Source organism: Nocardioides cavernae, from assembly GCF_016907475.1.
Lineage (GTDB): Bacteria > Actinomycetota > Actinomycetes > Propionibacteriales > Nocardioidaceae > Nocardioides > Nocardioides cavernae.
The window spans coordinates 494,755-510,780 of record NZ_JAFBCA010000001.1 but is presented as its reverse complement, the minus strand read 5'-3'; the positions used below and the strand labels follow the sequence as shown (position 1 = coordinate 510,780).

Genomic DNA, 16,026 nt, shown 5'->3' with positions numbered 1-16,026 from the left:
CGCTGCCGAGCCGAGCAGTGGCTGGGTGGGACACCGCTCGGCGAGATTCAGAAGGTCAGAGGGTGAGGACGATCTTCCCCGCGCGCCCGCCGTCGTCCATCAGCTGGTGGGCGCGGGCGACGTCCTCGAGCGGGAGGGTGGTCTCGACGGTCGGGCGGACCTGGCCGGAGGCGACGAGGGGCCAGACGTTCTCGACGACCCCGCAGCAGATCTGGGCCTTCTCGGCGAGGGGCCGCGCGCGGAGCGAGGTCGCCGTCACGGACGACCGCTTGCGCAGGAGCGCGTTGATGTCGAGCTCGCCCTTGGAGCCGCCCTGCATCCCGATGATGACGAGGCGCCCGGCGGTGGCCAGGGCGGAGACGTTGCGGCCGAGGTAGCTCGCGCCCATGTTGTCGAGGATCACGTCGGCGCCGCCTGCCTCCTTGAGGACCTCGACGAAGTCCTCGTCGCGATAGCTGATCGCCCGCGCCGCGCCGAGCGAGCGGCACAGCTCGAGGGTCTCCGGGGAACCCGCGGTCGTGTAGACCTCGGCCCCGCGGGCGGCCGCGAGCTGGATCGCCATCGTGCCGATGCCGCCACCGCCGCCGTGCACCAGGAACCGCTCGCCCTTGTCGAGGTGGGCCGTCATGAAGACGTTGGACCAGACCGTCGCCGCGACCTCGGGCAGGGAGGCGGCCTCGATGAGGGAGACGCCGGACGGGACCGGCATGACCTGCCCGACCGGCACGGCCACGCGGGCGGCGTACCCCCCACCGGCCAGCAGCGCGCAGACCTCGTCGCCGACCTTCCAGCCCTCGACGCCCTCGCCGAGCTCGGCGATCCGGCCGCTGCACTCCAGTCCGAGGATCTCGGAGGCGCCGGGCGGGGGCGGGTAGAAGCCCTGCCGCTGCAGGGTGTCGGCCCGGTTGACGGCCGTGGCGACGACGTCGAGCAGTACCTCCCCGGCAGCCGGGCGCGGGTCGTCGACCTCGCCGACGGACAGGACGTCAGGTCCACCGGACCCGGTGGTGACGGCAGCGCGCACGTGATCAGTCCTCGTAGAGGTCGCTGGAGTGGTCGACCGACGAGTCGTCGGGCACCTCATCGTCCACGTCGTCGGGGTCCTTCGCGTCGGCGGGCCGGTCCCAGCTCTCGGCGAGCTGCTGGGCGCGCGCGGCGAGCCGCTCGACCTGCTCGGGGTTCGCGTCTCCCGCGCCGACCGCGACACCGAGCAGGTAGGTGGTGATGGGCGCCGCGGTCTTCTGCACGTTCTGAGCGGCCACGCGGGCGAGGTCGAGGAGCAGGCCCTCGTCGACCTCGGTCTCGACGTCGAGCACGTCCGCGAGCTCGTCGATCCAGTCGTGGAGGTTCACAGAACCAATGTCTCGCACCCCACCCGGGTGCGGCAAGAGAGCCGACGTCAGGGGCGCAGGTCCCGCAGGTCGGCCCACGAGTCGACGTCGACGGCCTCCTCACCGGTCGCCGGCACCCCGGCGAGGTCGAGCGGTGCGAGCAGGCGGTGCAGCGCCATCCCGTGCTGCCCCTCCAGGTCGGGTCGTACGACGTCGAGGCGGGCCGCGTCGAGCACCCCGGCCAGCTGCCGCCGGCCGTCGTCGTCGACCAGGAACGCCCCGTCCCGGCCCACCGCTGCGTCGCGCAGGCGCCGCATCGTCGACGCGGTCACCCGCGGCATGTCCACCGCCAGCACGCCGACGAGGAGCGGTGCGCGCAGGAGCGCGTCGACCCCCGTGAGCAGCCCGGCCACCGGTCCGCCGCGAGGCGGGTCCTCGACCACGAAGGTCACCGGCCGCGCGGTCCGCACGGTGTCCGGTCCGACGACCACGACCTCGTCGGCGTCGAGGAACGCGTCGACGGCGTACTCCAGCAGCGTCCGGCCGGCCAGCTCGACGGACGCCTTGTCGACCCCGTCCATCCGAGCGGCCGTGCCGCCGGCGAGGACCACTCCGCAGAAGCCGCCGGCGGTCAGGTCGAGGTCCATGCCGGCATCCTCGCAGCCGCGCTCGTGCCGGACCGCGGCCGCCGGGTGGCCGCTCTACGCTGGTGGCATGGACTCCACCCCACGGCGGACCGACCGGCTGCGTGTGCGCGTCCACCAGTGGGCCAGCGGGCTCGATCCCGACGACAACCGCGCCCGCCTCGCCGAGGTGGCGCCGGGGGCCGACCTGGTCGTCCTGCCGGAGGCCTTCGCCCGCGACTTCGGCCAGGCGGGGTCCGACGTCAGCCCCTTCGCCGAGCCGGTCGACGGCCCCTTCGCCCGGGAGGTGGCGCGCGTGGCCGACGCGACCTCGTCCACCGTGGTGGCGGGGATGTTCGAGGTCGCCGACGACCCGGACCGGCCCTTCAACACCCTCGTCGCCGGCGGCCCCAGCTCCGCGACGTACCGCAAGATCCACCTCTACGACTCCTTCGGCTACCGCGAGTCCGACCGTCTGACCGGTGGCCCGGTCGAGCCGGTGGTCGTCGACGTGGCGGGCTGGCAGGTGGGGCTGATGACCTGCTACGACCTGCGGTTCCCCGAGCTCGCGCGGCGCCTGGTCGACGCCGGCGCCGAGGTCCTGGTCGTGCCGGCGGCGTGGCTGCCCGGTGACCGCAAGGTCGCGCACTGGCGCACCCTGCTCGCCGCGCGGGCCATCGAGAACACCTGCTTCGTCGTCGGTGCCGGGCAGCCCGAGCCGCGCTACGTCGGGCACTCCGCGGTGATCGGCCCGCTCGGTGACGTCCTCGCCGAGGCCGACGGCGCCGAGCAGGTCATCGACGCCGTCCTGGACCGCGCCGACCTCGACGAGGCCCGCCGCACCAATCCGTCGCTGGCCAACCGTCGGCTGTAATCTCCTCCGTCGTGCCTTCTCCCTCCTCCGACAGCCCCCGCGGGTCCTCCCGCGGCAAGCGGGCTGCCGAGCGCCCGCCCTCGCGGCTGAGGCTGAAGCGGAAGGCACATGCACCCGAGGCGGCCCCGCTGCCGGAGCCGGACGACACCGCTGCCCCGACGTCGGCCGCCCCGGCCGGTCCCGCGCTGCCCGCCACGACGCGTGCGCCGGTCACGGAGCCGATCTCCGAGCCGACTCCCGAGCCGACAGCCGAGCCCCGCGCCGCATCCGCGGCGTCCCCCCGTCCCACCGAAGAGCCCGATCAGACCGAGCAGGTCGCGCGCACCGAGCGCACCGCGCCGGACGAGACCGCCCCCGACGGCCCGCGCCGGTCGCTGCTGGCCTTCTGGGCCGGTGTCCTGCTCCTCGGCGCGGCAGCCCTGGGTTGGTCGGCCCTGAGCGGCGCGTTGAGCGACGTCCAGGCCGTGGGCGACACCGGCACCGCGCCCGCGTGGCTCGACGGAGTCGGCGCGGCCGCAGTGGTCACCGCGCTCTCCTGGTTCCTGGCGACGCGGACCGCCGGTCGGGCACTCGTCTCCGCCGGCCTCGCGCTGGTGCTGGCCGTGGCGAGCCTCCTGGTGGGCGGCCGCGTGCTCCCGACGGGCGCGGCGGTGATGACGTGCGTGGTCGGCAGCGTCTACGCCGTGATGGTGACCGTGCCGGCGGTCACCGGCTGGAAGGCGATGCGCGAGGCGCTGATCGCCGTGCTGGTCGCCGCGGTCACCGCCTTCGCTGCCGTGGGATTCGAGCCCACGGTCGCGATCGAGCGCTTCGAGATCGTCACGCTGCTCCTCGCTCTCGGCCTCGTGCTCGCGATCGTCTACCGCCTCGGCGCCGGCCTGCACGGCCTCGGGCGCCGCGGGATGATCGTCGTCGCCATCGGCCTCGGCGTCCTCTTCGCGACGCTGGCGTACGCCGAGCTGCTGCGGCGCTACGGCGCGCAGAGCTTCGTGTCGTCGGTCCTCGACTTCGCCGACTGGACCTCGGCCCGCATCGGCGCGTTCCCGCGGCCGCTCGTGGTCCTGCTCGGCATCCCGGCACTGGTGTGGGGCACCCACGTGCGCGCCCGCCGGCGCCAGGGGTGGTGGTTCTGCGCCTTCGGCGTCGCCGCCACCGTGCCGCTGGCGACGGGGCTCGTCTCGCCGGGCACCTCCTACCTCGAGGCCGGCCTGCGGGCGGCGTACTCCCTCGTCCTGGGCCTGCTCATCGGGTGGCTGGTGATCCGCGCCGACATTGCCCTGACCGGGCCGAAGGGGCGCGGCGGCCGCCGAGCCGAGGAGGCCGGACCGCACCGGCCCGAGCCGCGCCGCTTCGCCGAGCTCTGAGGCGGCTGTCGGGTCGGCGTCGCGATCAGCGGCTACGCCCGGGTAACCGCTAGCGTCGGGGCCATGGCCCGCCCCACCTCCCTCGAGATCGTCTCCGAGCTGGTCGCCAACGTCCTCACCATCGAGGTCGCCGAGGGCGACCGCGTCGAGGCCGGCGACACCGTCGTCCTGCTCGAGTCGATGAAGATGGAGATCCCGATGCTCGCCGAGCGGGCCGGCACCGTCACCGCGATCAAGGTGACCGAGGGTGACGTCGTGCAGGACGGCGACGTCCTCGTCGTGCTCGACTGACCACCCCCCGGGGCGGCGGGAGCCCTACGCTCCTGCCATGACTCGCGAGCGCGCCCGAGCGGTGCACCTGGTCGTCGCCGTCGTCGCGTGGTTCGCGCTGGTCTTCCAGCTGGCGCTCGTGGTCTCCGGCGAGGCGATCCTGGTCGACGAGGACCCGCCGGGCCTGGTGGCGCGAACCTATCGCTACTTCGCCTACTTCACGATCCAGAGCAACTTCCTGGTCGCGATCACGTCGACGGTGCTCGCCCGCAACCCGGTCGAGGACCGGTTCGGTTGGCGGGCCGCCCGGCTGGCCGGGATCGTCGGCATCACCGTCACCGCACTCGTCTACGTCACGCTGCTGCGCGGGCTGCTGGAGCTCGACGGGGCCAACTGGCTGGCCGACCTGCTGCTGCACCAGGTGGTGCCGGTGCTCGCCCTCGCCGCCTGGGCCGTCGCCGGCCCGCGCCCCAGGATCGGTCGACGGGAGACGGCGTACGCCCTCGCCTGGCCGGTGGCATGGCTGTGCTGGACGCTCGTGGTCGGCCAGGTCGACGGTTGGGTGCCGTACCCGTTCCTCGACGCCGACGAGGAGGGCTGGGGAGCGGTCGGGATCGCCTGTGCCGGGATCACTTTTCTCTTCCTCCTGCTCTTCGCGCTCTACGCGTGGCTCGACCGGAGGCTGCGCGCGGCTCCTCGCTAGCACGCCTCGCTAGTGTCGGAGGAATGGAATTCCGATACCTCGGCAACAGCGGACTGAAGATCTCCGAGATCACCTACGGCAACTGGCTCACCCACGGCTCCCAGGTCGAGAACGACGTCGCGACGAAGTGCGTGCGCGCCGCGCTCGACGAGGGGATCTCGACGTTCGACACCGCGGACGTCTACGCCAACACCGCGGCGGAGACCGTGCTGGGCGAGGCGCTCAAGGGCGAGCGGCGGGAGTCGCTGGAGATCTTCACGAAGGTCTACTGGCCGACCGGCCCGAAGGGCAAGAACGACACCGGCCTGTCCCGCAAGCACATCATGGAGTCGATCAACGGCTCGTTGCAGCGGCTGCAGACCGACTACGTCGACCTCTACCAGGCGCACCGCTACGACGTGGAGACCCCGCTCGAGGAGACGATGCAGGCCTTCGCCGACATCGTCCGACAGGGCAAGGCGCTCTACATCGGCGTCAGCGAGTGGACCGCCGACCAGATCCGCGACGGCGTCGAGCTGTCGAGGGAGCTCGGCTTCCAGCTGATCTCCAGCCAACCGCAGTACTCCATGCTCTGGCGCGTCATCGAGGACGAGGTCGTGCCGACGTCGAGGGAGCTCGGCGTCTCGCAGATCGTGTGGAGCCCGATCGCGCAGGGCGTGCTGTCCGGCAAGTACAAGCCCGGCCAGGCCCCGCCCGAGGGCTCGCGCGCCACCGACACCAAGGGCGGCGCCGACATGATCTCGCGCTTCATGCGCGACGAGGTGCTCACCGCCGTGCAGGACCTCGAGCCGATCGCCAAGGACTGCGGCCTCACGATGGCCCAGCTCGCCATCGCCTGGGTGCTGCAGAACGACAACGTGGCCGCCGCCCTCGTCGGCGCCTCCCGCCCCGAGCAGGTCGCCGACAACGTCAAGGCCGCCGGCGTGAAGCTCGACGCGGACGTGATGTCCCGCATCGACGACGTGCTCGGCTCCGTCGTCGTACGCGACCCGGCGAAGACCGCCGAGGGGACGCCGAAGACCCGCGCCGTCTGAGGGGCTCGCCCCGACCGCCGCACGTGCGGCGGATGGTGCCCCGGATCCGCCGATTCGAGGGCCAACTCTGCCGCACGTGCGCGGGTCAGGTCGTGTGCCGCGCCGGGTCAGACCGCGACCCGGGTCACCCGGTAGCGCACGAAGGCGGGCACGGCGAGAGCGGCGAGGACGGTGCCGATGATCACGAGCACGCCGCCACCGGCGGCCGCGACGGCGGCGCCGGTCACCGCAGCCGTCGCGCCGTGGAGGACGTCGGCGACGCGCGGGCCGCCGGCGACCACGACGATGAAGATCCCCTGCAGCCGCCCGCGCACGGAGTCGTCGGCCGCGGCCTGGAGCATCGACGTGCGGAAGGCGGCGGACGCCATGTCGGCGGCGCCGCCGATCGCGAGCATCAACACCGCGATGCCGAGGAAGAGGGCGGGGGCGAGCGGCGCGAGCATGGCGGCGACCCCGAAGCCGACCATCGCCACCCCCCACACGAGGATCGACACGATCACCGCCAGGCCCTGCCGCTCGACCCGCGACACCCAGCCGGACAGGACGCCACCCACCACGGCGCCGGCCGGGATCGCCGCGAAGAGCAGCGCGAAGGCGACGCCGCCCTCGTTGGGCCCGCTGAAGGCGACGTCCGCGAGCTCGGGGAACAGCGCCCGCGGCATGCCGAAGACCATGGCGATAATGTCGACGACGAACGACATCATCAGCACCGGTTGCGTGCGCAGGTAGCGGAAGCCGTCGATGACCGCCCCGATCCCCGGCGTCACGGTGACGCCCAGGATCGGCAGCGGTGGGAGGCGTACGACGGCGCCGAGGGTCGCGAAGAGCGTGATCGTGTCGAGCAGGTAGAGCCACGAGAAGCCCATGAGCGGGATGAGCGCGCCGCCCACCAGCGGTCCTGCGATGCCGCCGGCCTGCATCACGGTCATGTTGAGCGAGTTCGCGGCGGGCAGGAGCTCCTCGTCAAGGATGCGGGGCAGCAGCGCCGACCGGGTGGGCTGGTTGACCGCGAAGAACGCCTGCTGGACCGCGAACAGGGACAGCAGCAGCCACACGTCCTCGGCGCCGAGCGCCGCCTGGAGCCAGAAGCCGGCGCTCGTCGCGATGAGGCCGCACGTGGTGATCATCAGCAGGGTGCGGCGGTCGAAGACGTCGGCCAGCGCGCCGCCCCACAGCCCGAAGACCACCAGCGGGACGAGGCCGAAGATGCCGGTCAGACCGACGTACGCCGACGAGCCGGTCATCGCGTAGATCTGGGCGGGCACCGCCACGACGGTCAGCTGCGCTCCGACGACCGTCACGATGTTGGCGCGCCACAGCCGCTTGAAGTGCGGGTTGGCGAGGGGGCGGGTGTCCGCCAGCAGTCGCCTGTCCACCCGCGCAGGCTAGGTCAGGCGGGTCGCCCTCCGGGTGGGTCCGTCAGTCGGACGAAGGGTGCGGCCAGGTCAGTCAGGACGGGGCAGGGGGCAGGTACGGCGATCGGCTCAGGAGCCGCGTGACGATGACGCCGGTGACGGTCATCGCCAGCGCGATGCCGGCGAGCACGACGAGCTGGAACTGCGCTGCGACCGCGGGACTGGCGCCGCCGAACAGGGCGCCGACGAAGGCGCCGGGCAGCGTGACGAGACCGGTCGAGCGGGTCTGGTCGAGGTTCGGCAGCAGCGACTCGCGCACGGCCTCCTGTCCGATCTCGAGGTGCGCGCGGGACGGCGACGCGCCCAGTGACAGCCACGCCTCGACCTCGTCGCGGCGGTGCCGCACACCTCGCAGGAAGTTGCGCCCCGACAGCGTCGCCGCGCTCATGGCGTTGCCGATGATGATGCCGGCCACCGCCACGAGGTAGCGCGGCTCGAGGGCGACCAGCCGCAGGACGAACACCAGCGTCAGGGCGACGCACGCGCCCACCACCACGCCGATGACCGCCGCCCGGCGGCCGTGCCAGAGCTCGCTGAGCCGACCGGACGCGGTGACGGACGCCGTCGTGAGCATCAGGGCGAGGAAGGCGACCACCGTCCAGGGGACGGCCAGGATCCCGCGGAGCAGGAGGGCGACGATGCTGAGCTGGACGACCGCGCGGGCCAGCGACGTCAACGGCGTCCAGCCGAGGCCGATCCCGGACCGCCAGGCGAGCAGCACCGTCGCGAGCACGACGACCAGCAGGCCGGCGCCGAACCGGGCGTAGTCGAGGACGTCGTGCACCACGCGGCCGACGGTAGCCGCCCGGGGACCGCGTCCGGCTAGCATCGTCGGGTGGCGATGAGATCGGAGGCGACCGGCCTGGCGGCCGAGGCGGCCCTGTTCCACGCCCTGTCCGACCCGTCGCGGCTGCTGATCGTGCGGCACCTGTCGCTGGGCGAGCACCGCGTGGTCGACCTCACCGCGCACCTCGGGCTGGCACAGAGCACGGTGTCGAAGCACCTCGCCTGCCTCAAGGACTGCGGCCTGGTGGCGTCGCGTCCCGAGGGCCGGGCGTCGGTGTGGTCGTTGACCCGCCGCGAGGAGCTGCTCGAGGTGGTCGCGACCGCCGAGCGCCTGCTCGCGCTCACGGGGGTCGGCCCGGAGCACCAATACGAGGAGCGGCACCCCTGAGCCTCAGAGCAGCGACGACCAGTAGGACCAGAAGCGCTCGAGGATCAGCAGCACCACCACCAGGTAGGTGCCGAACACCAGCGGCCCCCGCCAGTCGCGCAGGCTGTCCGCGAGCCGTCCGTCCGGAGCGGCCCCGAGCGCACCCGCGGCGACGTTGCGCGCCGTGACGTACCAGAAGAGCGGGATGACGACCGCCCACACGACCATGCAGTAGGGGCACAGGGCCCCGATGCGGTAGAGGCTCTGGAAGACCAGCCAGCAGATGAACACGAAGGCCGTGGTCACCCCGGCCTGCAGCCCGAGCCAGTACCACCGCGCCAGCCGGCCGCCGGCGAGCAGCGCCGCGCCCGTCGCGACGACCACCGGGAAGGCCGCGACACCGATGATCGGGTTGGGGAAGCCGAGCAGGGCCGCCTGCGCCGACTCCATCACGTTGCCGCAGCTGAGGACCGGGTTGATGCTGCAGGTCGGCACGTAGTCGCTGTCCTCGGCGAGCCGGATCCGCTCGATGAGCAGCACGGCCGAGGCCACGAAGCCGATGAGCCCGCCCACCAGCAGTCCGATCGCGAGCGGACGCTCCTGCGGCTCGTCGACGACGGCAGGGTCGTCGACGGTGGAAGGGGTGCTCATGGCGGGCGTCTCCTGAGGGACGGGGCAGGGGCAGGGCGGGTCGGCCCCATCCTCCGGCATCACCCAACCGCTCGGGGCGACCGGGTTTGACCCGGCATCGCCGATTGGCGATGATGTGGGCGGACGACGATGGAGGTACGCGATGGGTGCGGGACACGGGCACGGCCACGCGGGCGCCCGGCACAGGTGGCGGCTCGCCGTCGCCTTCGGCCTCGTCGCCGGCTTCTTCGGCGTCGAGCTCGCGGTCGGCCTGGCGACCGGGTCGCTCGCGCTGATCTCCGATGCGGGGCACATGGCCGCGGACGTGGTCGCGCTCGGCGCCGCGCTCGTCGCCACGAAGATCGCCACCCGCCCTGACGGCACGGGTCGGCGCACCTACGGCTCCTACCGTGCCGAGGTGTTCGCCTCCGGCCTGACCGTCCTGATCATGCTGGGGGTCTCGGTCTACGTCGTCGTCGAGGCGGTACGCCGGATCGGCGACGACGTCGAGGTCTCCTCGGGCCCGCTCCTGGTGGTCGGCGCGATCGGGCTGGTCGTCAACCTGGTCTGCCTGGTCCTGCTGCGCGGCGGCGCGTCGGAGTCGATCAACGTCAAGGGCGCCTACCTCGAGGTGATGGCCGACGCGGCCGGCAGCGTCGGCGTCCTGGCGGCCGGGCTGCTCGTCCACCTCACGGGCGACGGATGGTGGGACACCGTCGTCGCCGTCGCGATCGGCGCCTTCGTGGCCGTCCGGGCACTCGTGCTCGGCCGCGAGGTGCTGGCCGTGCTCGGCCAGCACGCGCCCCACGACGTCGACCTCGAGGCCGTCGTCCGCGACCTGGAAGCGGTGTCCGGCGTGGCCGAGGTCCACGACCTGCACGCCTGGACGCTGACCTCGGGGATGAACGTCGCCACCGCGCACCTCGTGCTGCGGGTGGGTGCCGACGCGCAGGTCGTGCTGGCCGCGGCCGGCGCCGCGCTCCGTGAGGGCCACGGCATCGAGCACGCCACCCTGCAGGTCGAGGCGCTGCCGGCGCAGGAGTGCCACGCGGCCACCTGGTGAGCGTGCCGGGTGCTGCTGACACACTGGGGCCCGGCCCCCCGACCGTCGTGGCGCCAGGACGGGGTACCGGGTGACCGAGGCAGCAACGATCGAGCACCCGGTGACGCCCACGTTGGCGAAGACGGCCAACGTCCTGGCGAAGGGCGCGCTGGTCCTGCTGCTGGTCTTCGCCGTCCTCCACCCCGACCAGGCCAACCTGCGCGACAAGGCCGCCGGCATGCGCGCCGTGGGCTACCCGCTGATCTCGTTCACCGTGCCGGTCCTGTGGTGGGCGCTGTGGCGCGACCGCATCTCGTTCCCGTGGCTGCCCGACCTGCTCATCACCATCACCTGCTTCACCGACATCCTCGGCAACCGGATGGACCTCTACGACACGGTCGTGTGGTTCGACGACTGGATGCACTTCATGAACACGGGCCTCCTCGCGGCGGCGTTCATCCTGCTCACCCTGCCGCGCGACGTCGGGTTCGGGCGCGTCCTGGAGCGGGCGCTCGCCTTCGGCGCGAGCGCTGCGATCGCGTGGGAGGTCGCGGAGTACTTCGCCTTCATCAGCCGCTCGACCGAGCGCGAGTTCGCGTACGCCGACACGCTGGGCGACCTGTCGCTCGGCACCGCCGGCGCCGTCCTCGCGGCCGTCGTCCTCCACAGCGCGTGGCGGCGCGGGCACCTCGTGCACCCGCGGCCACTCACCTCCGAAGGTCGTCCGGCGGCGGCTGCGACCGTCTGAGGCATAGTCGAGCGCCCAGCTTGACCTAGGGCCCTGCGACGGGGTTCGGTGCTGCCATGTCCGCCCCCACCGGGACTTCGCGCGACGTCATCCCGCTCCGCGAGGCCGCCAAGGCCTGGTTTGCCATCTCGCTGCAGACCTTCGGCGGGCCGGCGGGCCAGATCGCCGTCATGCAGCGCACCCTCGTGGAGGAGAAGCGCTGGATCGGCCAGCAGCGATTCCTGTTCGCGCTGTCCTACTGCACGCTGCTGCCCGGGCCGGAGGCCCAGCAGCTGGCGACGTACGTCGGCTGGCTCCTCAACGGTGTCAGGGGCGCGCTCGTCGCGGGCATCCTGTTCGTCCTGCCCGGCGTCGCCGCCCTCCTCGTCCTGTCGGCGGTCTACGTCGCCTACGGCGACACCACCCTCGTCGAGTCGCTGTTCCTCGGCCTCGCCCCCGCGGTCATCGCGATCGTGGTCCAGGCGGTGGTCCGCGTGGGCCGGAAGGGGCTGGGTCATCCAGCGCTGGTCGCGCTGGCGGTGGCGTCGTTCGTCGCCCTGACCTTCTTCGGCGCCCCGTTCCCGGCCGTCGTGCTCGTCGCGGCGCTCGTGGGGTGGGTGCTCGGCCGGCACATCCCCGGCCTGACCAGGCCGCCGAGGTCAGTCGTCGACGAGGGACCGCCGCCGCTCATCAGCGACGACCAGCTCCACACCGAACGACCGTCCGGCCGCCGGGCCGCGCTCACGCTCGTCGTCGGCCTGGTCGTGTGGTTCGCCCCGGTGGCCGGCGCGGCGCTCCTGTTCGGCCGGTCGAGCACGTTCGTCGACCAGGGCCTGTTCTTCTCGAGCGCCGCGGTCGTCACCTTCGGCGGCGCCTACGCCGTCCTGGCCTACGTCGCCCAGCAGGCCGTGGAGGTCTACCACTGGCTGCTGCCGGGCGAGATGGTCCGCGGCCTCGCGCTCGCCGAGACCACCCCCGGGCCGCTGATCATGGTCGTCCAGTTCGTCGCCTTCGTCGGTGCCTACCGGGCTCCGGGCGAGCTCGACCCGTGGGTCGCCGCCGTGGTCGCCGCGCTGCTGACGACGTGGGTGACGTTCGTCCCCTGCTTCCTCTTCATTCTCCTCGGAGCGCCGTACGTCGAGCGCCTCCGCGGCAACCGCGACCTCGCCGCCGCACTGGCCGGGATCACCGCCGCGGTCGTCGGGGTCATCGCGAGCCTTGCGGTGTTCTTCACGCTGCACACGCTCTTCGGCGAGACCGCAAGGCTCACGGCCGGGCCGCTCGACGTCGAGTACCCCCTGCCCGGGTCCCTCGACCTCGCGGCACTGGCCATCACCGGGCTCGGCTTCGCCCTCGTCTTCTGGCGCGGGTGGTCGGTGCTCCGCACCCTCGGCGCCTGCGCCCTCGCCGGCGTCGTGATCGGGCTCGCGACGTCGCTCTGAGCCGGCCTACGTGTCCTCGGGCAGGCACTTCTGGGCGACGTAGGGCACGACGTCGGCGATCGAGTCGACGACCTTCGTCGGTCGGTAGGGGAAGTCCTGCACCTGGTGGCGCTCGGTGGCGCCGGTCGCCACAAGGACGGTGCGCATGCCGGCCTCGAGGCCGCTGATGATGTCGGTGTCCATCCGGTCGCCGATCATCACGGTGGTCTCGGAGTGGGCGTCGATCCGGTTGAGCGCGCTGCGCATCATCAGCGGGTTGGGCTTGCCGATGAAGTAGGGCTGGCGTCCCGTCGCGGTGCTGATCAGGGCCGCGACGGACCCGGTCGCCGGCAGCATGCCCTGGGCGCTCGGCCCGCTGGGGTCGGGGTTGGTGGCGATGAAGCGCGCGCCGGCGTTGATCAGCCGGATCGCGCGCGTGATCGCCTCGAACGAGTAGGTGCGGGTCTCGCCGAGCACGACGTAGTCGGGGTCCTGGTCGGTCATGACGTAGCCGATGTCGTGCACCGCCGCGGTCAGCCCCGTCTCGCCGACGACGTACGCCGAACCGCCCGGGCGCTGGTCGTCGAGGAACTGCGCGGTCGCGAGGGCCGACGTCCAGATCGACTCCTCCGGCACGTCGATCCCGCTGCTGCGGAGCAGGCGCACCCGCAGGTCGCGCGGGGTGAAGATCGAGTTGTTGGTGAGCACCAGGAACGGGACGCCTTGCTCGCGCAGCGCGCCGATGAACTCCTTCGCGCCGGGGATCGGGTCCTCCTCGCGCACGAGGACGCCGTCCATGTCGGTGAGCCAGGTGTGGACGGCGCGGGGTTCGGTCACAGGACCATTGTGGTGCACGCCGGCGACGTCATGGGTCCTCAGGCCCGGACCGGAGGACCCATGACGGCCGCGTCACCGTGCGGCGGGGGCGCTGGCGCGCTCGTCGACCTGCTCCTCGTGGACCGGGTGGCTGCGCTCGAGCTTGGCGCCCTCGACGTCGACGTCGGGCAGGATCCGGTCCAGCCAGCGCGGCAGCCACCACGCCTTCTCGCCGAGGAGGTGCATCGCCGCCGGGATCAGCAGCATCCGTACGACGAAGGCGTCGAGCAGCACGCCGAAGGCCAGGCCGAAGCCGATCGGCTTGATGGTCGCGTCGTGGCTGAAGATGAAGCCGGCGAACACGGAGATCATGATGATCGCCGCAGCCGTCACGACCGAGCGCCCGGCGTGCAGGCCGTGCTGCACCGCGACCCGTGCCGGGGCGCCGTGGGCGTACGCCTCACGCATCCCGGACACCAGGAACAGCTGGTAGTCCATCGCCAGGCCGAAGAGGATGCCGGTCGCGATGATCGGCAGGAAGCTGAGCACCGGTCCCGGCGCGTGGACGCCGAACAGGTCGGAGAGGAAGCCGATCTGGAAGATCGCGGTGATGCCGCCGAAGGCCGCCAGCAGCGACAGCACGAACCCGAGCGTCGCCGTGAGCGGCACCAGGATCGAGCGGAACACCAGCACCAGGATCAGCAGGGAGAGCCCGACGACCAGCGCGAGGTAGGTCGGCAGCACGTCGGAGAGCTTGTCGGAGATGTCGATCCCTGCACTGGCGTTCCCGGCCACGCCGAGGGTGGCGTCAGCTCCGGAGGCCGTCTCCGGGGTCAAGGTCCGAAGGTTCTGCACCAGCTCAGCGGTTGCCGCGCTCGACGGTGCTCCCTTGGGGATGACCTGAAAGGCCAGTGCGGACCGGTCCTTCGACGCACCGATCGGCACGACCGCCTCGACGTTCCAGACGTTGCCGATCTGCTCGCCGAGGGCGGCCTGCTCGGCGACGACGTCGTCCTTGCCGATCGCTGAGGGCAGGTCGGCGACGACCAGCAGCGGACCGTTGGACCCCTCGCCGAACTTCTTCGCCTGCACCTCGTGGGCCAGGTAGCCGGCCGAGTCCGGCGGCTGGGTCGAGCCGTCCGGGAGGCCGAGGCGCATCTGCGTGGCCGGGGCGGCCACGACGAGCAGTGCGGCGACGCCCAGCCCGAGGACGGTCCACGCCCGGGTGGAGCTCATCGGCCGGTCGCGGTCGGTGATCTCGTCGTCGTGCGCGCGCTCGCCTGTCTCCAGGCGCTCACGTTCGCGGCGCCGCAGGATGCGCATGCCGGCCAGCGACAGGATCGCGGGGGTGAGCGTGATCGCCATCAGGATGGCCACGAGCACGGCCACGCCACCGACCGTGCCCATGAGGCCGAGGAACCCGACACCCGTGACGTTGAGCGCCAGCAGCGCCACGATGACGGTGACGCCGGCGAACACGACGGCGTTGCCCGAGGTGCCGTTGGCGAGGCCGATCGACTCGTGCAGCGTGGCGCCCTGCATCAGCTGGCGACGGTGGCGGTTGATGATGAAGAGCGAGTAGTCGATGCCGACCGCGAGCCCGAGCATTACTCCGAGCACCGGCGTGACGGACACGAACTCGACCATCCCCGAGAACGACAGCGACGCCAGCGACGCGACCCCGACCCCGAGCAGGGCGGTGACGAGCGGCAGGGCGGCACCGAGCACGGTCCCGAGCATGACGAAGAGCACGATCGCGGCGACGACCACGCCGGCGATCTCACCGGGACCGAGGATGGACGGGACGGTCTGCGCGATGTCCTGCGAGGGGTGGACGGCGACCCCCTCGATGCCGGCGCCGGCGACGATGTCCTCGATCTCGGTCTTCACCTCGGCGGTGACCTCGTTGGTCGAGACGTCGAAGGTGACGTTGGCGACTGCGGCGCTGCCGTCCTCGGACACGGTGCGGAAGCCGGACGACAGCTCGGTCAGGGTGGCGCCCTGCTCGAGCTGGGGCACCTGCTCGTCGACCTTCGCGCGCTGCCGGTCGATCTCGGCCTGCCCGTCGTCGAGCTGCTGCTCCGCGGCGCGCAGCTGCGGACGTACGGCCGCGAGCGTGCCGGCCTCGCGGGCCAGCTGCCGCTGCTCGGCCAGGGCGGTGCGGCCGGCGTCAAGCTGCGCCTGCCCCGCCTTCAGCTTGGCGAGGCCGTCGTCGAGCTGCTGGCGCCCGTCGGCCACCTGCTTCGCCGACGCGTCCAGCTGCTCCTGGGTGGCGAACGGGTCGGACACGTCGGCGACGGACTCGACCTCCGCGACCCGGTCGAACAGGGCGGCCAGCTCGCGCTGCTGTGCAGTGGTCAACGCGGTGCCGTCGGTGGTCTCGGCGACGATCGAGCCGTTGCCGCCCCCGGCGCCCTCGAAGTCGCGCTCGAGCTGCTGGGAGACCCGTGTCGTGGGGGTGTCCGGAAGCGTGATGTTCGACGACAGGGCGCCGGCGAAGGACAGGTAGGTCACCACGGTGATGCCCAGGACCGCCAGCCACGCGCCGACGACGGCCCAGTGGCGGCGGGCCGCGAAGCGACCGATGCGGTAGAGGAGCTCAGCCATGGCGGCGGCGTGCCTT

The 16,026-nt window shown here is 72.5% G+C and carries 17 protein-coding genes; 9 read left to right on the top strand and 8 right to left on the bottom strand.

The window, feature by feature from the left end; translation table 11 throughout:
* Nucleotides 1-55 precede the first annotated feature (55 nt).
* From JOD65_RS02430 to mobA, 3 genes are read right to left on the bottom strand one after another with little or no spacing between them, the layout of a single operon-like run.
* Nucleotides 56-1,024, bottom strand: a complete 969-nt coding sequence (locus tag JOD65_RS02430) for an NAD(P)H-quinone oxidoreductase (protein ID WP_307820885.1) — start codon at nucleotides 1,022-1,024, stop codon at nucleotides 56-58.
* Nucleotides 1,025-1,028: 4 nt separating this feature from the next.
* On the bottom strand, nucleotides 1,029-1,352 hold the full coding sequence (locus tag JOD65_RS02425) for a DUF6457 domain-containing protein (RefSeq protein ID WP_191193917.1): 324 nt from the start codon (nucleotides 1,350-1,352) through the stop codon (nucleotides 1,029-1,031).
* A gap of 47 nt (nucleotides 1,353-1,399) precedes the next feature.
* Entirely contained in the window at nucleotides 1,400-1,978 is a 579-nt protein-coding gene (gene mobA, locus JOD65_RS02420; RefSeq protein WP_191193918.1) for a molybdenum cofactor guanylyltransferase, read from the bottom strand.
* 67 nt (nucleotides 1,979-2,045) lie between these two features.
* Between mobA and JOD65_RS02415 the strand changes: the two genes are divergently transcribed.
* The 5 genes from JOD65_RS02415 to JOD65_RS02395 all read left to right on the top strand — a co-directional run bounded on the left by JOD65_RS02415 (nucleotide 2,046) and on the right by JOD65_RS02395 (nucleotide 6,199).
* Complete coding sequence (locus JOD65_RS02415) at nucleotides 2,046-2,828, top strand: carbon-nitrogen hydrolase family protein (RefSeq protein ID WP_191193919.1); 783 nt, start codon at nucleotides 2,046-2,048, stop codon at nucleotides 2,826-2,828.
* 11 nt (nucleotides 2,829-2,839) lie between these two features.
* Nucleotides 2,840-4,192 (top strand): hypothetical protein, encoded by a 1,353-nt coding sequence (locus tag JOD65_RS02410; RefSeq protein WP_191193920.1) that lies wholly within the window; start codon nucleotides 2,840-2,842, stop codon nucleotides 4,190-4,192.
* A 63-nt stretch (nucleotides 4,193-4,255) separates the two neighbouring features.
* Nucleotides 4,256-4,483: a biotin/lipoyl-binding carrier protein gene (locus JOD65_RS02405; protein WP_191193921.1), complete on the top strand. Its 228-nt coding sequence runs from the start codon at nucleotides 4,256-4,258 to the stop codon at nucleotides 4,481-4,483.
* Nucleotides 4,484-4,520: 37 nt separating this feature from the next.
* The gene (locus JOD65_RS02400) at nucleotides 4,521-5,165 is read left to right on the top strand and encodes a Pr6Pr family membrane protein (protein WP_191193922.1); all 645 of its coding nucleotides are present in this window, start codon (nucleotides 4,521-4,523) and stop codon (nucleotides 5,163-5,165) included.
* A 23-nt stretch (nucleotides 5,166-5,188) separates the two neighbouring features.
* Nucleotides 5,189-6,199, top strand: coding sequence for an aldo/keto reductase family protein (locus tag JOD65_RS02395; RefSeq protein ID WP_191193923.1), 1,011 nt, complete (start codon nucleotides 5,189-5,191; stop codon nucleotides 6,197-6,199).
* A gap of 107 nt (nucleotides 6,200-6,306) precedes the next feature.
* On the opposite strand, the gene JOD65_RS02390 is transcribed toward JOD65_RS02395, so the two are convergent.
* Together JOD65_RS02390 and JOD65_RS02385 are read right to left on the bottom strand one after the other, a co-directional pair.
* Nucleotides 6,307-7,575 carry an MFS transporter gene (locus JOD65_RS02390; protein WP_191193924.1) on the bottom strand — a complete coding sequence of 423 codons (1,269 nt, stop codon included), beginning with the start codon at nucleotides 7,573-7,575 and terminating at the stop codon, nucleotides 6,307-6,309.
* 73 nt (nucleotides 7,576-7,648) lie between these two features.
* Nucleotides 7,649-8,401: an ABC transporter permease gene (locus JOD65_RS02385; RefSeq protein WP_307820884.1), complete on the bottom strand. Its 753-nt coding sequence runs from the start codon at nucleotides 8,399-8,401 to the stop codon at nucleotides 7,649-7,651.
* A gap of 54 nt (nucleotides 8,402-8,455) precedes the next feature.
* Between JOD65_RS02385 and JOD65_RS02380 the strand changes: the two genes are divergently transcribed.
* Entirely contained in the window at nucleotides 8,456-8,788 is a 333-nt protein-coding gene (locus tag JOD65_RS02380; protein WP_191195392.1) for an ArsR/SmtB family transcription factor, read from the top strand.
* A 3-nt stretch (nucleotides 8,789-8,791) separates the two neighbouring features.
* Here the strand turns inward: JOD65_RS02380 and JOD65_RS02375 are convergent, their stop codons facing one another.
* A complete protein-coding gene (locus JOD65_RS02375; protein ID WP_191193926.1) occupies nucleotides 8,792-9,418 on the bottom strand; it encodes a vitamin K epoxide reductase family protein in 627 nt (208 codons plus the stop codon).
* A gap of 142 nt (nucleotides 9,419-9,560) precedes the next feature.
* On the opposite strand from JOD65_RS02375, the gene JOD65_RS02370 reads away from it, so the two are divergent.
* The 3 genes from JOD65_RS02370 (at nucleotide 9,561) to chrA (ending at nucleotide 12,608) form a co-directional block, all read left to right on the top strand.
* Nucleotides 9,561-10,460: a cation diffusion facilitator family transporter gene (locus JOD65_RS02370; RefSeq protein ID WP_191193927.1), complete on the top strand. Its 900-nt coding sequence runs from the start codon at nucleotides 9,561-9,563 to the stop codon at nucleotides 10,458-10,460.
* A 70-nt stretch (nucleotides 10,461-10,530) separates the two neighbouring features.
* Nucleotides 10,531-11,187 carry a DUF2238 domain-containing protein gene (locus JOD65_RS02365; protein WP_191193928.1) on the top strand — a complete coding sequence of 219 codons (657 nt, stop codon included), beginning with the start codon at nucleotides 10,531-10,533 and terminating at the stop codon, nucleotides 11,185-11,187.
* A 56-nt stretch (nucleotides 11,188-11,243) separates the two neighbouring features.
* Entirely contained in the window at nucleotides 11,244-12,608 is a 1,365-nt protein-coding gene (gene chrA / locus JOD65_RS02360) for a chromate efflux transporter (protein ID WP_191193929.1), read from the top strand.
* Nucleotides 12,609-12,614: 6 nt separating this feature from the next.
* On the opposite strand, the gene JOD65_RS02355 is transcribed toward chrA, so the two are convergent.
* Both JOD65_RS02355 and JOD65_RS02350 read right to left on the bottom strand, forming a co-directional pair.
* Nucleotides 12,615-13,385: an HAD-IIA family hydrolase gene (locus JOD65_RS02355; protein ID WP_204811397.1), complete on the bottom strand. Its 771-nt coding sequence runs from the start codon at nucleotides 13,383-13,385 to the stop codon at nucleotides 12,615-12,617.
* Nucleotides 13,386-13,496: 111 nt separating this feature from the next.
* Entirely contained in the window at nucleotides 13,497-16,010 is a 2,514-nt protein-coding gene (locus JOD65_RS02350; RefSeq protein ID WP_191193931.1) for an MMPL family transporter, read from the bottom strand.
* Nucleotides 16,011-16,026 lie beyond the last annotated feature (16 nt).